This window comes from Gimesia fumaroli, assembly GCF_007754425.1.
GTDB classification, from domain to species: Bacteria; Planctomycetota; Planctomycetia; order Planctomycetales; family Planctomycetaceae; genus Gimesia; species Gimesia fumaroli.
Map to the genome: position 1 here is coordinate 5,159,298 of NZ_CP037452.1, position 18,668 is coordinate 5,177,965.

Genomic DNA, 18,668 nt, shown 5'->3' on the forward strand with positions numbered 1-18,668 from the left:
TGATTATATCAGAAATCCGTATCTGCTCTGCGACAGATCAATTGCCCCTGATATTTGAGGAAGAGTCGTCGCACTGAAATGTACAATTTTAAGGGGAAAATAGCGAAGTTTCCTTTTTTTTGTTGACAACCAGCATGCTATCGGTAACGATATTAATGCACGCCCATGTGTCTCATCTACCAGTTGCTAAGGGATTCAGCAATCATAAACCTCCTGTGTGGTAAGTTTCTGTTGCGAAGGAATGTGTAAGAAAACCATTTTCCACCAATGCAAGTTGTTTTAACCATCTTGTGTCTTGTCATACATTCATTCCCACAATTGCGCTGATCGGAGGGATCGGGTCTGGCAAAAGTGCGGTAGCCCATAAAGTCAAAACTTTGCGATCTGTAAAGGTAATTGATGCCGATCAAATCGGACATGAGATACTAATATTTCCAGAAGTTCAGCAGAAAATTCGAGAGCAGTTTGGAACTGCGGTGTTCAATTCACATGGAGAAATCGTCCGTTCCAAGCTTGCCAAACTTGTTTTTGGAGACGAGAAACAACATCAGGAATCATTAGAAAAACTGGAAGAAATAGTCCACCCCGAAATCCATCGGAGACTTGAGCAGGAAATTTTGTTGGCCCGGTCTGAAGGACAGGTCGATGCAATCCTGGTTGACGCGGCTGTGATTTTGGAAGCGGGCTGGAAAGATTTGTGCGATCAGATCGTATTTATTGAATGCCCCTTCGAACAACGCTTCAACAGGGTGACTCAGAACCGAGGCTGGTCGTCAGCAGAATTAACGAAACGGGAAAACCACCAACTGCCCCTCTCAGAAAAACGAAAACTCGCAAACGGTGTGATTCAAAATGACCAGGATCTGGATGCTGCCGGACTTGCGTTGTCCAGATTCATCGACGACTTATTAAAACGAAATAAATTAGACAAATGACCGGGCTCAGGATGTTCCAGTAACATCTTTGAGTTCAGACGAGAATTTCAAAGCAGGCTCATCCCAGATCGTATCATAAACATCTACCGATGCTTTTCACTTATTTTGACAACCTTCCAAAGGTTAATTTCACCTTCGCGTTCAACACATCTCAATTGATTCAAGAACTCCACGCTATTTCATCTCACTATTTTTGTAATTCGGAAAGTTATCACTATGGCCAAATCCATTAAACTTCAGACTTCTGAAAATGACGGACCTGTGGCTTCAAAAAATATCGAAGAGGTAGACCCCAAGGCGAAGCGGGAAAAAGTTGAAACGCGCCATCAACGCGAATCGGCGATTACCAGAGCCGCCGATGAACGCTATGAGAAAATCAAGCAGAGTGAGATTCATATCGCCGATCTGCAGCGGCTGACGATGAAAGATCTCATGCAATTGGCCAAAGAAGAAAATCTGACCGAATACACGGGACTCAAAAAACAGGATCTGATCTTCAAGATTCTGAAAGAGCGTACCAAAGTCAACGGCCTGATGTTTGGTGAAGGCACGCTGGAGATTCTGCCGGATGGATTTGGATTTCTGCGCAGCCCCGATTATCACTATCTGCCCTGCCCGGATGACATTTATGTCTCTCCCAGCCAGATCCGCCGCTTTGGTTTACGAACCGGTGCAATCGTGGCCGGCCAGATTCGCCCCCCTAAAGAAAACGAACGTTATTTTGCGTTACTCCGCGTCGAAGCCGTTAATGGCTGTGATCCTGAAATCCTGACGACCAAAGTTTTCTTTGACGATCTGACACCACTTCACCCGAAAGAACGTCTCCGACTTTCTTCGCCTGCCGGTAATTTAAGTACGCGGATTGTCGACCTCGTAGCTCCCGTCGGAATGGGGCAACGTGGTTTGATTGTTTCTCCGCCTCGCGCCGGTAAAACAGTCATGCTGCAGGAAATGGCAAAATGTGTGCTGGGGAGTCATCCCGGTGCGTATGTCTTTATCCTGCTGATTGACGAACGACCGGAAGAAGTCACCGACATGGAACGCCAGGTCGGCGGAGATCGCTGCGAAGTCGTCAGCAGTACGTTTGATGAACCGCCGAGCCGTCATATTCAGGTATCGGAAATGGTGATTGAAAAAGCCAAGCGGATGGTCGAATACGGCGAAGACGTCGTCATCTTCCTGGATTCCATTACCCGATTGGCACGTGCCTGGAACACGGAAGTCCCACATTCTGGTAAGATCCTGTCTGGTGGTGTCGATGCCAACGCGCTGCAACACCCCAAACGGTTCTTCGGTGCCGCTCGTAATGTGGAAGAGGGGGGCAGCCTGACCATTGTCGCCACAGCCCTGGTTGATACAGGCAGCCGCATGGACGAAGTGATCTTCGAAGAATTCAAAGGAACCGGTAATACCGAACTGCACCTGGATCGTAGAATGGTCGAAAAACGGATCTGGCCTGCGATTGACGTGAATCGATCCGGAACACGACGCGAAGAACTGTTAATGGATGAAGAAGAACTCCGCAGAGTCTGGATCCTCAGACGCGTACTCAACGATATGAACCCTGTGGATGCCATGGAACTGCTGACCAACCGGATGCGTCGCACCAAAACCAATGAAGAATTTTTATTGAGTATGAATCTGGGGTAATGTAATTGAAACCCTGATCCCCGGATTCCAAACATACGTGAATCAAACTAAATTGATTCAGAATCGCTATGCCTGCGATTCTCATTCCTGAATGACCAGCGATCATCTCACTGGTCTGTTTTTCCGTTTCCCATTTAAATTAAGTTACTACTTCGATGAACCACAAACTGATTGAAGGCGATTTACTGGCCCGCGACGCAAAATTTGCGATCGTAGTTTCCCGCTGGAACGAACTGATTACCCGCCGCCTGCTGGAGGGCGCTTTGGAAACGGTGCGTCGCCACGGTGGTTCGGAAGAAAACGTTTCTGTCGTCTGGGTTCCCGGTTCGTTCGAGTTACCTCTGATTGCAGATCGACTGGCTAAAAGTGGACGCTACCAGGCCGTCTGTTGTCTGGGTGCAGTCATCCAGGGAAGTACGATGCACCACGATTATATCAATCATCAGGTGGCAGCAGGAATTATGCGCAGCAGTCAGGAAAGTGGCGTACCTGTGCTGTTTGGAGTTCTGACTTGTGAAACAATGGAGCAGGCGCTGGATCGCGCCGGCGGAAAAGTTGGTAATAAAGGGAGTGAAGCGGTGCTGGCTGCGATTGAGATGATTAACCTGCTTCAGTCAATCGATCAGAATCCGTCATAGTCACGCTGTAATGTCATAACCAGAGTCGTGAAAAACTCTGATTTATATATCCTCCAACTGTGTTAGTGATGCTCTCATGTCTCTCCGAAAACAGGCACGAACGTTAGTCGTGCAAATGCTCTATCAAATTGATCTCAACCCCGGTATTTCTGCAGGGGACATTCATACTATGATAGACGAACATGGTCGCAATAAAACGACCCGCACTTTCGCCTGGGAGTTATTTTCTGGGGTGATGGAATATAAACCACAGCTTGATGAGCATATTGTTCGTGTCGCCGAAAACTGGTCTCTCAAGCGGATGGCGGTGACGGATCGTAATATCCTCAGACTGGGTGCCTATGAATTACTTCACACTGACACTCCGTCGCCTGTCGTGATTGATGAAGCAGTAGAATTGGCACGCGAGTTTGGCAGCGCCCAGTCCTCACAGTTTGTGAATGGAATTCTCGACAAATTATTACATCAACCGGAAGCACCAGAGCAATCAGCAGCAGAGCAACTTGAACCACCCCCGGCTGAAAAGCAGGAACCGGAAGCTGCTCCCCCCGCCAAAGACGAAATGGCGCCCCGTGCTCCATCTCCCTATCGCAAATCGAAGAATCCCTGGTCTACTTAACGCCAAACCGATGAGGCGTACGGTCATTCCAGCTGAAATTCATGTCGATGGCTGCCTGCGAAAGTCGTGTTAATAACTCACGATCAACGTGCGGACAGGGTAAATGTGGCGCTGCGGTCTGAGTATTCGTGCTGTCAAACACCGGATCATCTCGCCAATAAGAATTATACACGCGGATATGATCATAGAACAGCCGCTCTGCTTCGGTCGGATCTGTCAACTCGACACCTGCACCAGCAAAAATAGACCCATAAAAATTACAGGTCGCTTCCAGTACATCATGCACCAGTCTGGACTGAACCGGATGTAACGGAGTCAGGTGATACGTTTTCTCATGATGTTTGGGGTGTGTAATAATGTATGACATCACTGCAGAAACCCAGTCAACGGGAATCAGATTCTTTGATTCATCGCCATCAAGAGTAAAACGAGAGTTGGCATAGAGACGTCCTGTTTCATCGGGGGTCTGCATCTGAGTTAACGTATGCCCCAGTTGTAAAGCGGCATAGAACCCGTGAAAGGTGTTCGTGAATCCGGTTTTCGAATCGCCGATGATAATCGCGGGCCGAAAGACCGTCAGCGACTCAATATGATCGGCACTCCGCACCAGCAACTCGGCATCCAGTTTACTGCGTTCATAATCATTGCCGGATTCCTGTCCGACATCAACGTCTGACTCCATAATTCGGCCCGTGCGTAAACCACAGACATAGGCAGTCGAGACATGGTCCATTTTTTTGATGTTCGCTGTCTTACAGAACTCAAGAACCTTTTTCACACCGCCCACATTGGAACGCCAGGGCTCGCTTTCATGACTGGTGCTATAAAATGAAAGGCTGGCGGCGGAGTGAATGATCCGGTCAACATTCTCAGTCGCCCATTCCAGCTGCTCTTGGCTCAACCCCAGGTTTTCTTCATTAATGTTCCCTTCCAGCACAACAGGCCGCGGTAGTTCACGTCCTAAATGATCATCCCAAAAGGCCATGATCATGTCGATACGCTGATCGACGGTCATCCGTCGTGTGGGACGGACTAGAACCGCCAGCGGGACGCCCGCAGAGGCTAAGTCTCGAATTAAATATCGTCCCAGTAATCCTGTAGCACCTGTTATCAGATGATATCCCATTTTGAATTCCGCTGTGTTTCAATTAATAAAAAGTTGAGGTCGTTTAACCTGAAATTATTGCTCCACCTGTCCCCTTAAAATCTTCGTCTGCTGTGTTTCGTATCGAGACAGAATCAGCTTGGAAGGAAACAAAAAGAGGACGCTGACTGAGTTGGGGAAAATCAATGATAATGAACTGGCTTCATATATCAATCTAGGGGATACCGAAAAGCCGAGAGTTTGCAGGAGCAATTACCTGTTTTCCAGAGAAAGACTTTATGCAACTGCTTTCTCTGACTGACCTTTCGTTCCGAGATGATCCTGCTTGAGGAAATGCGGGGCAACAGGATGCCGCCCTTGCTGCTGCCGATCGCTGTCATTGTGATCAGTGGATTCACTCTCTTCTGAATTCTGCGGCCGTAACGCCAGCAGACAGGGAAGTAAGATCAGATCTCCCACCAGAGCTGCTCCCAAAAGTGAGGTCATCATATATCCAAACCGCGCGGTGGGCACAAAATTGCTTAAGGTCAAAGCCAACATTCCCGCCCCTGTAATCACAGCGGCTGTGAAAATAGGCTCTCCGGTCATCAGCAGTGAATCGCGAGAGGACTGCGCTGAATTCTTAGTCAGTCGATATTGGCTCTGATACCGAACCAGGAAATGAAAGGTTCCATCGACGGCGATACCCAGGGCGATACTGGCCGTCATCATAATTCCGATATCGATTGGAATCTGGTACCAGCCTAAGATCCCGAACACAATACAAATGGGAGTCAGGTTAGGCACCATCGCCACCAGACCAGCCTTGATCGAACGCAGTGAAACAATCATGACCACGGTGATAATCAGAAACGCCATCGAGAAGCTTTCCCAGAATCCGATGAAGATCTGATTTTGTGCCCGTCTCAGTAGAGGAGCAACACCTGTCAGAATCACATCCGGATCATCAATCATTGCTGTAAGCTGATCATAAATCATATCTTGAGGCAGATCAGCACCGCTACTGATTCGAGCGGAAATTCTCCAGAGTCGTTCACCATCGGAAACAAAATCATTTTCACCGTGAGCCGATTGGGCATGCGATAACAGACGTGCTGTCTCAAACGGACTTTCCGGAAACTCGTTCGGGAAAAAACTTCCCAGAGACATGGTATGCCGAACAGCAGGATGTTGTTGGATTGTTTTTTCCAGCTTGCGAACCCGATCGATTTTCTGAATGAAGGGAATCTCTTCCTCACCAAAATCGACAATGACTTCGATTGAATCCAGTTCGGTCAGGTTCTCCTGTACCGCACGCACGTCCTGAATCACTCTGCCTTCAGCCGGCAGGAAATCAAGTGGATCGATTTTTGTCCGGAGGCTAAAGAGCCCGACTCCCGTAACCAGCACGAGAACAATCGTCGCCAGGGAAACGCGGCCAGAATGATCAATGAGCCAGTTCGCACAGCGTTTGAAATCCCAGCGACTTGCTCCTGCATGGACCATTTTTGGATCAATGGGCCAGAGTGTTAAGACCGCTGGCGTCAGTCCCAGGCCGGTAATCAACGACACGAATGTACCGATCGAGGCAGCATAGCCAAATTGAACGACCGGACCAATTTGACTGACCGTGAGCGAAAACAGACCAATCGTCGTGGTCAAAGTTGCCAGAAAACAGGGTTTCCAGGCAATTTTCAAAGCGGCTGTAATGGGATCTGCTTCGTCAATACAGCTGGAAACGTAATGATGTACGTGAATCGAAATCGCCAGGGTGAAGACCATGACCATCACCGACAGGGCACCGAGAATGAAGTTCATTTCCCCGCCCCCCAGATAGATCAAGGCGGTTGTCAGGTTGATCGCCCAGACGGTCAAGCCAAGCGTCGCCAGTGTTTTTTTCCATTCGCGGAAGGAGTAATACAACAGGCCCAGGCTAATCAGCAGGGTGATAATAAAGAACTTCTTATTGCTTTTCTGACTGCCAAGACGATCCAGTTCGGCGATCACCACCGGCGCTCCTGCCAGTTGAACTTCTTTGCCCGTCAACTGACTGTAATCCAGTTTCGCACGGATGCCTTCGACCGTGCCGGCGCGGTTTTTAATGCCTGCATCAGACAACAAGACAACAATACCGGCAACATTTTTTTCCGAATTGATTAACAGGCCGTTCAACCTGTGATTGATTTCTTCTTTTTCAACCTGGAATTCATTGAGAATCTTTTTGAGCCGTCCCGGAGTCCAACACTGCCTGACCGTCGGCAAAGTTTCAATTCTGCTGGCAGTAGCTTCGATCAACTGAGGCTGGTCCAGACCTTGCTGTACCGCGACCAGGACGACTTCCTCTGCACCAAATTCAGACTTGAATCGATCATAGACGATTCGCACATCAGAATCTTTGGGTAACCAGGTTTCGATGTCGTTATTCGAAGGCAGCAATTCCGCCAGAAATGTCAGAATTGGAAGCGTACAAAAAACGCCCCAGATGAGTTGCCTGCTATATTTTTTGTAAAAAGAAGAGATCATCATAAGTATTGGTAGATCAATCTGCTTTCTCTTGTTTGAGCCAGCTCAAGTCCCCTCAATAAAGAAATTCATTGAGAGAATTGTCATCTCCAGACGGCCGCTCTGAATGAACCGTCTATTGAATTGTTCTTGAACTATGTAGTACTGGAGGTATTTCCCGTTTTTTGTTGGGACCACCCCAATTTGGTATCGAACCAATTTCGAGAGAGGCGTCATGAGGATTTTATAAACAACAAACGTTATAGCGGAATTTGCAGGAGTCTTTGGAATGATTGATACAACACGCGCCATCGAGGCCTTGATAACCCGCATAACGCGCAGAAATCGATCTGTTTCTGCTGTTTTGGCGGGTGTTATAACTGTTAATGTTTAACAGACATAAGCGTTGTCTAAGCGTGAAATGACTCAATTGTCCTGCAAACACCATTGGAGGCATCGCTCTTATCGCAATTTGAAACGAAAGCCAGCCCTGCCTTATTTTTATAGCCTATATTTCAATATCAGCCAGCGATAAGAGACTTGGCAGAGTTTCAGATATGACTTCCAATTTCAGGAGTAAATTCAATGGAAGAGACCCCATGGAGCCGTCCCTCGATTGAGGATCTCAAACACGTACTAGAGAGTTTCGGAAACAGCGATGCGGTTAACGTGAGAGAAGTTGACCGTCTGGAGCTGTCTGTTCCCGCCGAGATCAAGACATCTCGTGGAAATATCATTCCCGCAATGACCCGGGAAATCAGCCGTCAAGGGCTGGGTATGCTGCACAAAGGGATGTTGAACCCGGGTGAAGTCACCGTCAAGCTGGCCAGCGAAACGCGAGAATTCGAATACCGAGTCAAAATCATGTGGTGCACGCCTTGCGACAACGGCATGTTTATCAGCGGTGGTGAATTTTTGACCAAGCCAGAAGACTAAGGCTGCCTGAAAACGCAAACAATGGGATCAGGGCGAGGGATTGCCCCGACGCAGCAGGATCACGATGATCATCAGTAATAAGACGATGATCACTCCCCCCACTATCAGCAACAGTGTCGTCATTCCCGACCATGCGTTTCTCAGTTGGGGACGTTTCTTCTCTTCCAGATCCCATTCGATATCATCCAGTGTCAAGCTGGTTTCGGCGAGAGGACCGTTTCGATTCTCCCCGTTTAATACATGTCCATTCTCGCGACGTTCCTGAATCTGCGATCGGAACTTCACTGGCGCCGTCTGTACCCCTTGCTTCCCACCGGAATGATTCAACATCCTCGCCGACTGTCCCTGAGCCTGATCGGCCTGGGATGTCAGATCCCCAGGCACCGACGGCAGTTTAGGCAGCATCAATTTCGGCCCGGGTGCGGTAGGTGAATCTGCTTTCTCCACTGCCTTGAGCGGTTCTTGCTGCACGGGAACCGACTTCTGTTGAATCGATTCCTGCTGTGCGGACTCTGGTCCACTTAATCTGATTCTGGCCGGTGGTTCATCGGTCACTTCTTCTAAACCGAGAGAGGGTGAAGGAACAGAACTGGTTTCAGGTGTCACTGTTTTCTTTGGGAATGGAATCTCTAACGGTTCTTCTGTCTGCTCTTCAAATGAGGGGGGTTCCAGTCCGATTCCGCCAGACCGTTTTTTGTCTCCCCAGACATCACGCTGTCGCTGTCGGGGTTGAATTGTGATCGTCTGTGGTTGGTTCCCCATATTGCGCGGCACGATGAGCGGCAGTTCTTCTGAGCCCCCTGTTGAACGTCGTGGCTGTACTTTTGGGGGTTCTGGTGAAGTCGTCGTTGGGACCGCACGTCGTTTAAGTGGATGAACGCGTGATGGTTGAAACTGAAAATTATGAACCGCCTGGCCACTATTGGTCTGCACTTTCGGCTGCGCATGTTCTACGGCTTGAACTTGTGAAGACTCCATCGTGGGTGAAGCTTGCTGAGCAGGCTTCGAACTCTGAATCTGTTGCAGCAACATTTGAGGAGACAGCTCCTCAATCCCGAAAGCAACGTGCCCGCGGTAACTGGCATCCAATGCCTGCTCTGCTAAGAACTCAGCATATTCATAGTTCTTTTGTTTCAATTCACGTTTTGCACGCACCATGAAAGAATCAATCTGTAAACGCCGCATTTCCGGAGTGACATCGTCAATCGCAGGCTGTATCTCCTTCAGATCCCGCTTGATATCTTTGCCCATTTTCGAAAACTGAGACTGAATTTTCGGATCCGATATCTGATCTAAAGAACGGGCGAGTTCTTCGGTCCGGAACGGAGTTGTCTCTGCCACATCAGACTGTGTAGCAGGATCGGACGTCTTGGTTTTCTCCTGCTTTGATTCTGTAGTGGGAATCGCATTGGAAACCCGCTGGATGCCATTCGAGATTTCCTGATTGACGGAATTTGACGCCTGTTTGATACGGTCGATTTTTCGATGATATGTTTCCGCAACCTTGGCTGGATATTTCTTAGCCGATTCGACTAGAGATTTGGATCGCCAGTTCTCCAGCGGTGCTTCTACAGCTTTCTGGGATGGTTTCTTCAAACCGCCTGAAGTATCGCGGTCCTTTTTCAATGATTTTTCAGCGATCTCAGTCCGAGGAGGCTGCGCTTCTTCCCCAAATTTAATCTGACTTGCATTGGGGAAATATCCTTTGACTTTAACTTTGGCGGCAGATTCTTTATCTGTTTTTTTCTTATTCGAATTAAAAAAGCTAAAGCTGGAACTGTTCTGGGAAGCAACCAATGCATCTTCAGACTGATTACCGGATTGCGAAATCACGTCAGAGGATTGGCGTAAACACCCCACTGTGAAATAACAGCTCACAATCAACAGCAAATAAACCGTTGTCAGTTTTCGTTTTACTAGACCGGTCTTCACAACGACAATTCCTGTCATCTGCATCCAGAGATCAAAACGGGGATTCGACTCTCTGCCTGGGTCGCGGGAACTAACCTCAATGGGGACTTGAGGTTCAGGAAGCATCATACGCAGGCGCGCAACCGCACCCGACGAAATGCCTGTGATCTTTTATCGACTAGGCTGAATTGATGGCATGAGAGGGTATTTTGGATTTTGATCGTCTTTGAGAAAATAGCTTATTTCTTGCAGAGCGTTCGTAACCTTTCCATATTGATCTGATCCAGCGGGACGCCGTCTTCTTCGTCTTTCGGAGTCTCCAGATACATAGGCCGATCTTGAAATGTCGGATCATTCATCAAATGCCGAAACGGTTCCAGTCCCAGAAAGCCCCGGCCGATATTTTCATGCCGATCTTTGCGGCTGCCAAATTCGCATTTACTGTCGTTCAGATGAAAGGCGCGAATGCGATCATAGCCAATCACTTCATCCAGCTCGGCCATCGTCGCTTTATATTCCGATTTTTTAATCAGTGGATAGCCAGCAGCAAAGATATGACAGGTATCGACACAGATCCCCAATCGCTGCCCATCCTGCACCTGCTGCAGCAGGTAAGCCAATTGTTCAAACCGAAATCCGAGATTCGACCCCTGCCCCGCCGTCGTCTCCAGCCAGATTTGTGTGGCAAACCCTTCAGTCTGCTGATGAATGCGGTCAATGGCGGCCACAATCCGGTCGAGTCCTTCTTCTTCACTCGACGTCACATAGCTCCCGGGATGCATGACTGCGCCTTCCAGTCCCAGTGCCTCAGCTCGCTGCAGTTCGATCACCACAGCGTCGATAGACTTATTCCATAACTCATCTTTGGGACTCGCCAGATTGATTAAATAGCTCATATGCGAACAGGGATGAGTCACCCCCGTCGCTTCCAGTCGCTCCCGAAACAGATCCACATCTTTATCCGTCAGCGGCTTGGCTCGCCATTGATTATTATTTTTGGTAAAGATCTGCACACAATCCATCTCAAATTTGGCGGCAGTATCAACGGCTTTATAATATCCACCAGCAATCGACTGGTGTGCTCCCAACAAAGGCATGTCTCAAATCCAGTAAACGGTAACGAATTTTCTTGATGAGTTCTGACGTCACGAATCATTATAGGGTGTCTGCCCTGCCCCCTCCAGCCACTCCCATCAGCCGGAAAATCACCGCAGATTGGATTGAATTTCGTGGGAAGTTTTCGCGGGAACCGTTACAATCAATCTGATTTCTCAATGCCATTCCCTATCACTTGCGAACACGGGTTTTCTCTGCTTTCTTTTCTGAATGAGACCGGACAAATCATGCAATCCCTCAAATGCTGCTCACTACTGCTCTCTTTATTTTTGACAACAAATCTACTCCGGGCGGCTGACCAGCCGAATATCATTGTGCTGCTGGCCGATGACCTGGGCTATGGTGAACTCGGATGCCAGGGAAACCCACAAATACCGACGCCGCATATCGACTCAATTGCAGCAGACGGAATCCGCTTCACCCAAGCATATGTCACCGCCCCGAATTGCAGCCCATCGCGTGCCGGCCTGTTGACGGGAAAGATTCCTACTCGCTTCGGTTACGAGTTCAACCCTATCGGCGCACGGAATGAAGATCCGGGAACCGGCCTGCCCCCTTCTGAGCAAACGCTAGCCGAACTGTTACACGATCAGGGTTATACCACGGGATTGATTGGTAAATGGCACCTGGGTGGCGCTGCCGACTATCATCCTTATCGACATGGCTTTGATGAATTCTTCGGCTTCGTCCACGAAGGGCATTACTTCGTCCCGCCCCCATATCCGGGTGTGACCACGATGCTGCGTCGTAAGGCGATTCCCGGCGGTAGCAAAGGACGTTGGGTGAGCGACAATCTGATTTACTCTACTCATATGGGACACGATGAACCTGACTACGACGCTAATAATCCGATCATTCGTGGCGGGCAGCCGGTTGAGGAAACTGAATATTTGACCGATGCGTTTACGCGCGAAGCAGTCAGTTTTATTGATCGTCATCAGGACAAACCGTTCTTTCTTTACCTGGCCTACAATGCGGTGCACAGTCCTCTACAAGGCAAATTGGAAGACATGCATCGATTAAAACACATTGAAGACGTACACCGGAGAATCTTTGCGTCGATGCTGGTCTCTCTGGATGACAGCGTTGGAAAAATTCTCAAGCAATTACACAAGTCGCAGCTTGATCAGAAAACGCTGGTCATTTTTCTGAGTGATAACGGCGGCCCCACACGCGAACTGACTTCAAGTAATCTTCCCCTGCGTGGTGGAAAAGGCTCCATGTATGAGGGAGGCTTGCGGATTCCCTTTATGATGCGCTGGACGGGTACTTTGAAACCAAAGCAGACATTTTCTCAACCGATCAGCAGCATGGACATCTTCAGCACTTCAGCCGTGTTGGCTGGCGTAGAGGTTCCGGCAAATCTGGATGGTCGCGATCTGATGCCTTATCTGTTGCAACAGAAAACGGGCGCGCCGCATGAAGAACTATTCTGGCGTCAGGGAAACAGAGCCGCTCTCCGAAAAGGGAACTGGAAAATTGTCAATCATCGCCGACATCGAAAAACACCAGTCTGGGAACTGTTCAACATCGCCGAGGATCTGTCCGAGGAACAGGACCTTGCTTCACAGCAGCCAGAAAAGATGAACGAGTTGAAAGCGCGCTGGAATGAACTCAACGCACAAATGAAACCGCCGATTTTTCAATAACAGTGCGTTTAGTCTTGCCGTGCCGCGTCTGCACCAGGTCTGCTGCTGCCCTGCTTGATGATTTGGGCAAGCTGCTGCTTCAGTCGCTTTGTGACTGCGGGATGCTCTGCAGAAACGTCCGTTTTCTCTGCAGGATCGTTTGTCAGATTAAAGAGCTGGTACTGTGGCACTTTCGAATTTGCCAACTGCTGCTCCACGACGACGTTGCGGGCCGCCTTTTTGTCATAGCGGTGCAGTTTCCATTCGCCGACCCGCAAAGCATAGGTACCATTATTGCCGTTATTCTGTTGTACGAGGTGATCACGACCTTGTGCCTTGTCTTTCCCTGACAGGGCATCCAGCACATTAAAACTGTCGCGGCAACTGTTTTGGGGAAGCGTCTGTTTTGTGAGCGCAGCCAGACTGGCGGGCAAATCGATTGTACAGACGAGTTCATCGCTCACTCCGGGCTGGATGTGGCCTTTCCAGCGGGTAATGAAGGGTGTTCGCGTTCCCCCTTCGTAGACGCTGTATTTGCCGCCGGAATAGGGGCCGGCAGCGCGGTGTTTTCCAATTTTTTCCAGTGCACCGTCCTGGTAGCCATCATCGAGCACTGGACCGTTATCGGAACAGAACACGACCAATGTATTTTCCGCCAACTGCAGTCGATCGAGAGTTTTCATCAACTCACCCACGCACCAATCAAGCTGCACGATGGAATCGCCGCGAAATCCGAGTGATGTCTTTCCCTGAAATCGTTCGTGCGGCATGCGGGGGACATGAATATCATGTGATGAGAAAAACAGAAAGAAGGGTTTGTCTTTGTGCTGCTCGATAAATTCCCTGGATTTCTCAACCCACTTATCAGCCAGATCTTCATCGCGGAATCGGGCGGCATGCCCTCCCGTATAAAAACCGATGCGGCTGATGCCGTTGTGAATGGTGGAGTTGTGCCCGTGCGACCAGTCCATTTTCAGACTATCACGGTGGGTTAAGCCGGTGGGGTGATCGGGGCTTGGTTTTTTGTTGCCCACCCACAACGGATCGGCGGGATCGAGATTGAGCACCCGATGGTCCTGCACATAAACCTGTGGTACACGATCGTTGGTCGTCGGCAACAGGAAACAGGTATCAAAGCCGATTTCCAGCGGCCCGGGCTTCAACTGTCCATTCCAGTCCGGCCCCCCATTTCCGCCCAGTCCCAAGTGCCATTTTCCAATCACTGCCGTGGTATAACCGGCGCGATTTAGAATAGAGGCGACTGTTTCCGTGCCCGGCTTGATAATCGCCGGTGCGTTCGGCGGTGCGATTCCCGTCCGTTCGCCGCGAAAGGCATAAGTGCCCGTCAGCAGTGAGTAGCGCGTTGGCGTGCAGGTCGAAGCTGAACAATAGCCTTTGGTGAATCGCAGGCCCTCGGCCGCCAACTGATCAATGTGCGGCGTTTTGAGTTCCGTGGCACCGTAACAGGAGACATCGCCGTAGCCCAGATCATCAGCCATAATCACGATGACATTCGGCGTTTCGGCAGATGTCTGTCGGTTTGACAATCCCACTAGCATAATCAGAAACAGCATCAGGAGGTAGCGGCGCATGGTGATTCTCTTAGTGATTAAGTGAATAGAAAAAAGAGAGAAAATGACAATAAATCATCGTCCTCTAGCTTATTGAGTACGGTAATTAAATCAGACTCTGTGTCCTACATACATCAGTTTGCCATAAGCGATGATCTGCTGTTTCGTCTGAAAATATGTGTTTAACAGAGTGAGAATCTTCTCTGGCTGACTGAGCCATTGTTCGTAAGTTACAATTTCCTGCTCAGTCATGATAGCAAACGCATCCAACTTCGACCAAAGTTTTCTTAACAACCGAATTCTGCTGACAGAATGTACAAATCGCAGAAACGGCGTCTGCCAGGGTTCTACAATGACGATGTTCCCTCCCGGACGAAGCACGCGGTGTATTTCGCTTAAAGTCTGATCTAAATCTGCGGGGAGAACAGGCAGGTGATGTAGTCCACCCTGCACGATTAAGACGTCACGGCTCTGCGTTTCAAATTTTAACTCCCTGCAGTCACCGACGTACAATTGTGCTGGCCCCTGGTATTGCTCCAGTAGATGTGGAGACAGATCGACGCCTTCTGTCGAATGAAAACCCAGTTGTTGAAGGGCATGTAATCCAGTTCCCTGACCACAAAATAATTCGACGACACTTAAATCTTTGTCCCACTCATTAATACCGAGCTTCTGAAGTCTGTATATAAATTTTTTCAATTCCTGCGCAGGAGTTTCAAAGCGACGATAGGCGGCTTCCCAGATTTCATCACAGCATTCCATTCCCGGCTGCCAATAATCGATCTGAGATGTTTTTTTTTGCTGTGATTTCATTTGATGATACGTGGTGAGAGATCAGCGGAAGTCGTGCGTTTCTGATAGTGGGTGCTCCGGGATTCAAAAGACTCAGCCGATGCCGACTCACCTCTATTATTTTTCAGAGAAGTTTGCTCATAGCTCCAGATTTCGACAACCTTCATCAGGATAAAGAAAATGGATGTCTGCATCACGGTGAAGAGCGTGAATGCACCTGCAATCAAACGTGACCAGTGCAGCGTAATTGTGCGGGTCGAAGCATATTCGACAATACCCGGCCAGAGGAATCCCATTCCGAGTAAGGTAAACAGGCCGGTGATGAAGATAAGAGATTTCCCGCTAAACAGGCTGACCACGATTGACGACCAGAATCCAACCGACTCTTCGCGCCGCGAACTAAGTTGTGCCATCCGGTTGGTCAATGCCGAAGCCAGCAGTAACATCATGCCAAAGGAACCAACCAGCTGGCAGACGACAAATCGATAGATCATCCACTCGTCCAGTCTGCGGTGCTGAAAGTAGAACTCCGCCGGATAGGCCGCCAGCAACAGGATGAATAAAACACATAACGTAAAGCCAGCCAGAAAGATTTTTTCCGGCCGATAACAGAGCACGCCTTCTCCGATGACTTTGAGAAACCGAAACCCATCCCAGAGCGCACTCAGTTTACTTTCCCCAATACGTTCCTCGTATTTCATGGGGATCTCAATAATGCGCAGATGATTCATCAAAGCCCGTGCACTCATGGCCGGCGTGAAATGCAATCCATCCGGCAGCGGATAAAGATGTTTGAGTGCTTGCCGCCGCACAACCCGCATACCACTGGCGGTATCGGTCACTTTTCGTCCACATAACAGACCCAGCAGAAACGCGAAGATACGGTTGCCTGTTCTGCGGATCATCGGCATTTGTGAGTCGGGGCCCAGGCGCGAGCCCAGTGTCACATCGGCATGTTCGGAAATCGTGGTCTGACAGAGTTGAGAAAAGAAACGTGGGTCACAAGTCCCGTCCGCATCTAGAAACCCAACCAGATCACCGCGCCCCTGCCGCCAGCCCTCTTTGATAGCTGCTCCATAACCCTGATTTTTTTCAAAAACGATAACTTGAATCTCATCATAGCTTTGCGCGATTTCAACCGTCCCGTCGGTCGATCCATCGCTGACCACAATGATTTCTACACCTTCTAAGCCTGATGAATGGATTATCTCTGCCCGCGCGTCCAGACAACGCGCGATGGTGTCTCCAATCGCGGCCTGCTCGTTTAAAGCTGGAATGACAATTGTAAGCCATTTATAATCCATACTTTACGACCCATTCCTATCGACTTGAATGTGCGGATTCCACAGGATCAACTGAAGAGTTCAGACGACAGCAGCAGTGAGAGACGGCTCGTCTAACAAAATAGTGAACAATGCATAATAAGGGACTTTACGGGGAATGGTCAACGAAATTTTGCCACTCCTGGCATGCGAACGATGGTCGATAAGATAGAAATACCAATTTTACAGCTCATCCGAGTTGGACCGAACTGCTGCCAACAGGCATCACCCTGACACATTCGGCTTGTCTGATGAACGATTGATTCATGAAAACAACTCTGATTCTCTTAACCTGTTATGTCTTCGCCGCCCTGGTGTTGCTCACACGTGTGGTGCCCACGCAATTCGTTCGTTTCAAAATCCTCAAGCCACTACGGGATAAGCTACCATTCCTGCGGTCTCCCCGACTGGCTTTGCTGACTGTATTTCTTCTCAGTTTTGTGCTCTCAGCTGGTATTTCTCAGTTGAAAAAACCGGTGCCCCGAATTCATGACGAGTTCAGTTATCTGTTAGCCTCTGATACATTTTCTCAAGGCAGGCTGACGAACCCAACACATCCATTTTGGAAACACTTTGAATCGTTTCATATCATCCATCACCCCTCTTACACCTCCAAATATCCCCCCGGACAGGGTCTGTTTCTGGCGACAGGTCAGGTATTGACGGGACGACCCATTGTCGGCGCCTGGTTGAGTGTTGCGCTGGCGTGTGCGGCGATCTGCTGGATGCTGCAAGCCTGGGTACCCTTGCGATGGGCCTTCGCCGGAGGACTGTTATCTGCGCTCCACCCACTCATGATACTCTGGGGACAGAATTACTGGGGTGGCGCAGTAGCCGTTCTTGGCGGGGCGCTTTTATTTGGGGCCTTGCGTCGTCTGATCAAACTACCACAACTAAGTACAACGTTGATCTTTGGACTGGGTCTGTTTCTACTAGCAATCAGTCGACCCTTTGAAGGATTTCTAGCCGCAGTCTCAGCCACAGGCCTGCTGTTAATCTGGATGATACGACAAACCCAATTTCCCAAACCGGTTTTACTTCGCTCGATACTCTTACCATTGGCCGCTTCAGGTCTCTGTATCGGAGGCGCACTTTTGTTTTATAATTGGAGTCTGACTGGAGATACAACACGGTTTCCCTATCAGGTGCATGAAGAAACATATTCGATCACACCGTTATTCATTTGGGGAATGCCCCGTGAAGTAGACATAATAAATCCGCATCTGGAACAGTTTCATACCGGCTGGTCATTCGATGCCTGGCAGAAACAGCAGGAGTTGAGTGGCTACCTTGATATGGTATTGCTCAAGCTAACCAGACTGGCGGGGAATCTGATTGTCTTTCCCCTGGGCATTTTGTTACTGATGGTTCCCTGGGTCATCAAAGAGCGCTGGGGACGAGTGGCGCTCTCAATTGTGCTGCTGATCTGTCTGGTAAATCTGCTACTGACGACGTTTTTTCAACCTCACTATCTCGCGCCCGTAATTCCTCTATTCTTTTTCATTTTCATTCAAGGTGCCCGGCACTGGCGTGTTGCCAAATGGAAAGATCGTCACCGGGGCCCCGTCTTCGTCGCTGGCTTATGTCTGATTTTTGTCGCCATGAGCTTGACGCGCGTCTGGCTCTTCACCACTGATCCTCGCCTGCCTGCGCAGTATGAGATCGCGTCCCAACGATCAAAGTTACTGGAACAATTACAGCGAGATCCTGGAAAAGATCTCGTATTTGTTCAATATGACTCTGATCATGATCCTCATTTTGAATGGATTTACAATCGGGCTGATATCGACAACGCTGACGTGGTCTGGGCGCACATTTTGGATGAAAAAGAAAACCAGCGACTGATCAAGCACTTTGCCGACCGACAGGTCTGGTGGATCAATGCGGACGAGGATGTGATTGAGCTGAAACCGATAGAAAGCATGCCTGCGAATCCCATTCCGTCCAAGATAAATCGTTAACCA

The 18,668-nt window shown here is 49.2% G+C and carries 14 protein-coding genes; 7 read left to right on the forward strand and 7 right to left on the reverse strand.

Annotation, left to right across the window (positions count from 1 at the left end):
• Window positions 1-290 precede the first annotated feature (290 nt).
• From coaE to nusB, 4 genes are all read left to right on the forward strand, one after another.
• Window positions 291-935 carry a dephospho-CoA kinase gene (coaE, locus tag Enr17x_RS19520; protein WP_145311395.1) on the forward strand — a complete coding sequence of 215 codons (645 nt, stop codon included), beginning with the start codon at window positions 291-293 and terminating at the stop codon, window positions 933-935.
• A gap of 216 nt (window positions 936-1,151) precedes the next feature.
• Window positions 1,152-2,585, forward strand: a complete 1,434-nt coding sequence (rho, locus tag Enr17x_RS19525; protein WP_145311396.1) for a transcription termination factor Rho — start codon at window positions 1,152-1,154, stop codon at window positions 2,583-2,585.
• Window positions 2,586-2,740: 155 nt separating this feature from the next.
• A complete protein-coding gene (ribH, locus tag Enr17x_RS19530; protein ID WP_145311397.1) occupies window positions 2,741-3,223 on the forward strand; it encodes a 6,7-dimethyl-8-ribityllumazine synthase in 483 nt (160 codons plus the stop codon).
• A gap of 76 nt (window positions 3,224-3,299) precedes the next feature.
• Window positions 3,300-3,842 (forward strand): transcription antitermination factor NusB, encoded by a 543-nt coding sequence (nusB, locus tag Enr17x_RS19535; RefSeq protein WP_145311398.1) that lies wholly within the window; start codon window positions 3,300-3,302, stop codon window positions 3,840-3,842.
• Here nusB and Enr17x_RS19540 read toward each other — a convergent pair.
• Both Enr17x_RS19540 and Enr17x_RS19545 read right to left on the reverse strand, forming a co-directional pair.
• Window positions 3,835-4,968 carry an SDR family oxidoreductase gene (locus Enr17x_RS19540; RefSeq protein ID WP_145311399.1) on the reverse strand — a complete coding sequence of 378 codons (1,134 nt, stop codon included), beginning with the start codon at window positions 4,966-4,968 and terminating at the stop codon, window positions 3,835-3,837. The two genes, nusB and Enr17x_RS19540, sit on opposite strands and share 8 nt — an antisense overlap.
• Before the next feature lie 255 nt (window positions 4,969-5,223).
• Window positions 5,224-7,452 (reverse strand): efflux RND transporter permease subunit, encoded by a 2,229-nt coding sequence (locus tag Enr17x_RS19545; RefSeq protein ID WP_145311400.1) that lies wholly within the window; start codon window positions 7,450-7,452, stop codon window positions 5,224-5,226.
• Between the two features lie 561 nt (window positions 7,453-8,013).
• Between Enr17x_RS19545 and Enr17x_RS19550 the strand changes: the two genes are divergently transcribed.
• Window positions 8,014-8,364: a PilZ domain-containing protein gene (locus Enr17x_RS19550; RefSeq protein ID WP_145311401.1), complete on the forward strand. Its 351-nt coding sequence runs from the start codon at window positions 8,014-8,016 to the stop codon at window positions 8,362-8,364.
• A gap of 27 nt (window positions 8,365-8,391) precedes the next feature.
• On the opposite strand, the gene Enr17x_RS19555 is transcribed toward Enr17x_RS19550, so the two are convergent.
• Both Enr17x_RS19555 and Enr17x_RS19560 read right to left on the reverse strand, forming a co-directional pair.
• Window positions 8,392-10,404, reverse strand: a complete 2,013-nt coding sequence (locus Enr17x_RS19555) for a hypothetical protein (RefSeq protein WP_145311402.1) — start codon at window positions 10,402-10,404, stop codon at window positions 8,392-8,394.
• A gap of 110 nt (window positions 10,405-10,514) precedes the next feature.
• Window positions 10,515-11,372: a deoxyribonuclease IV gene (locus tag Enr17x_RS19560; RefSeq protein ID WP_145311403.1), complete on the reverse strand. Its 858-nt coding sequence runs from the start codon at window positions 11,370-11,372 to the stop codon at window positions 10,515-10,517.
• 246 nt (window positions 11,373-11,618) lie between these two features.
• Here Enr17x_RS19560 and Enr17x_RS19565 point away from each other — a divergent pair, with 246 nt between their 5' ends.
• Entirely contained in the window at window positions 11,619-13,040 is a 1,422-nt protein-coding gene (locus Enr17x_RS19565) for a sulfatase (RefSeq protein WP_145311404.1), read from the forward strand.
• A gap of 8 nt (window positions 13,041-13,048) precedes the next feature.
• On the opposite strand, the gene Enr17x_RS19570 is transcribed toward Enr17x_RS19565, so the two are convergent.
• From Enr17x_RS19570 to Enr17x_RS19580, 3 genes are all read right to left on the reverse strand, one after another.
• Window positions 13,049-14,611 (reverse strand): sulfatase family protein, encoded by a 1,563-nt coding sequence (locus Enr17x_RS19570; RefSeq protein ID WP_145311405.1) that lies wholly within the window; start codon window positions 14,609-14,611, stop codon window positions 13,049-13,051.
• 90 nt (window positions 14,612-14,701) lie between these two features.
• Window positions 14,702-15,403 (reverse strand): class I SAM-dependent methyltransferase, encoded by a 702-nt coding sequence (locus Enr17x_RS19575; RefSeq protein ID WP_145311406.1) that lies wholly within the window; start codon window positions 15,401-15,403, stop codon window positions 14,702-14,704.
• On the reverse strand, window positions 15,400-16,686 hold the full coding sequence (locus Enr17x_RS19580) for a glycosyltransferase family 2 protein (protein WP_145311407.1): 1,287 nt from the start codon (window positions 16,684-16,686) through the stop codon (window positions 15,400-15,402). Before Enr17x_RS19580 ends, Enr17x_RS19575 begins: the two co-directional genes overlap by 4 nt.
• Window positions 16,687-16,970: 284 nt before the next feature.
• On the opposite strand from Enr17x_RS19580, the gene Enr17x_RS19585 reads away from it, so the two are divergent.
• Window positions 16,971-18,665: a hypothetical protein gene (locus tag Enr17x_RS19585; protein WP_145311408.1), complete on the forward strand. Its 1,695-nt coding sequence runs from the start codon at window positions 16,971-16,973 to the stop codon at window positions 18,663-18,665.
• Window positions 18,666-18,668: the final 3 nt, after the last annotated feature.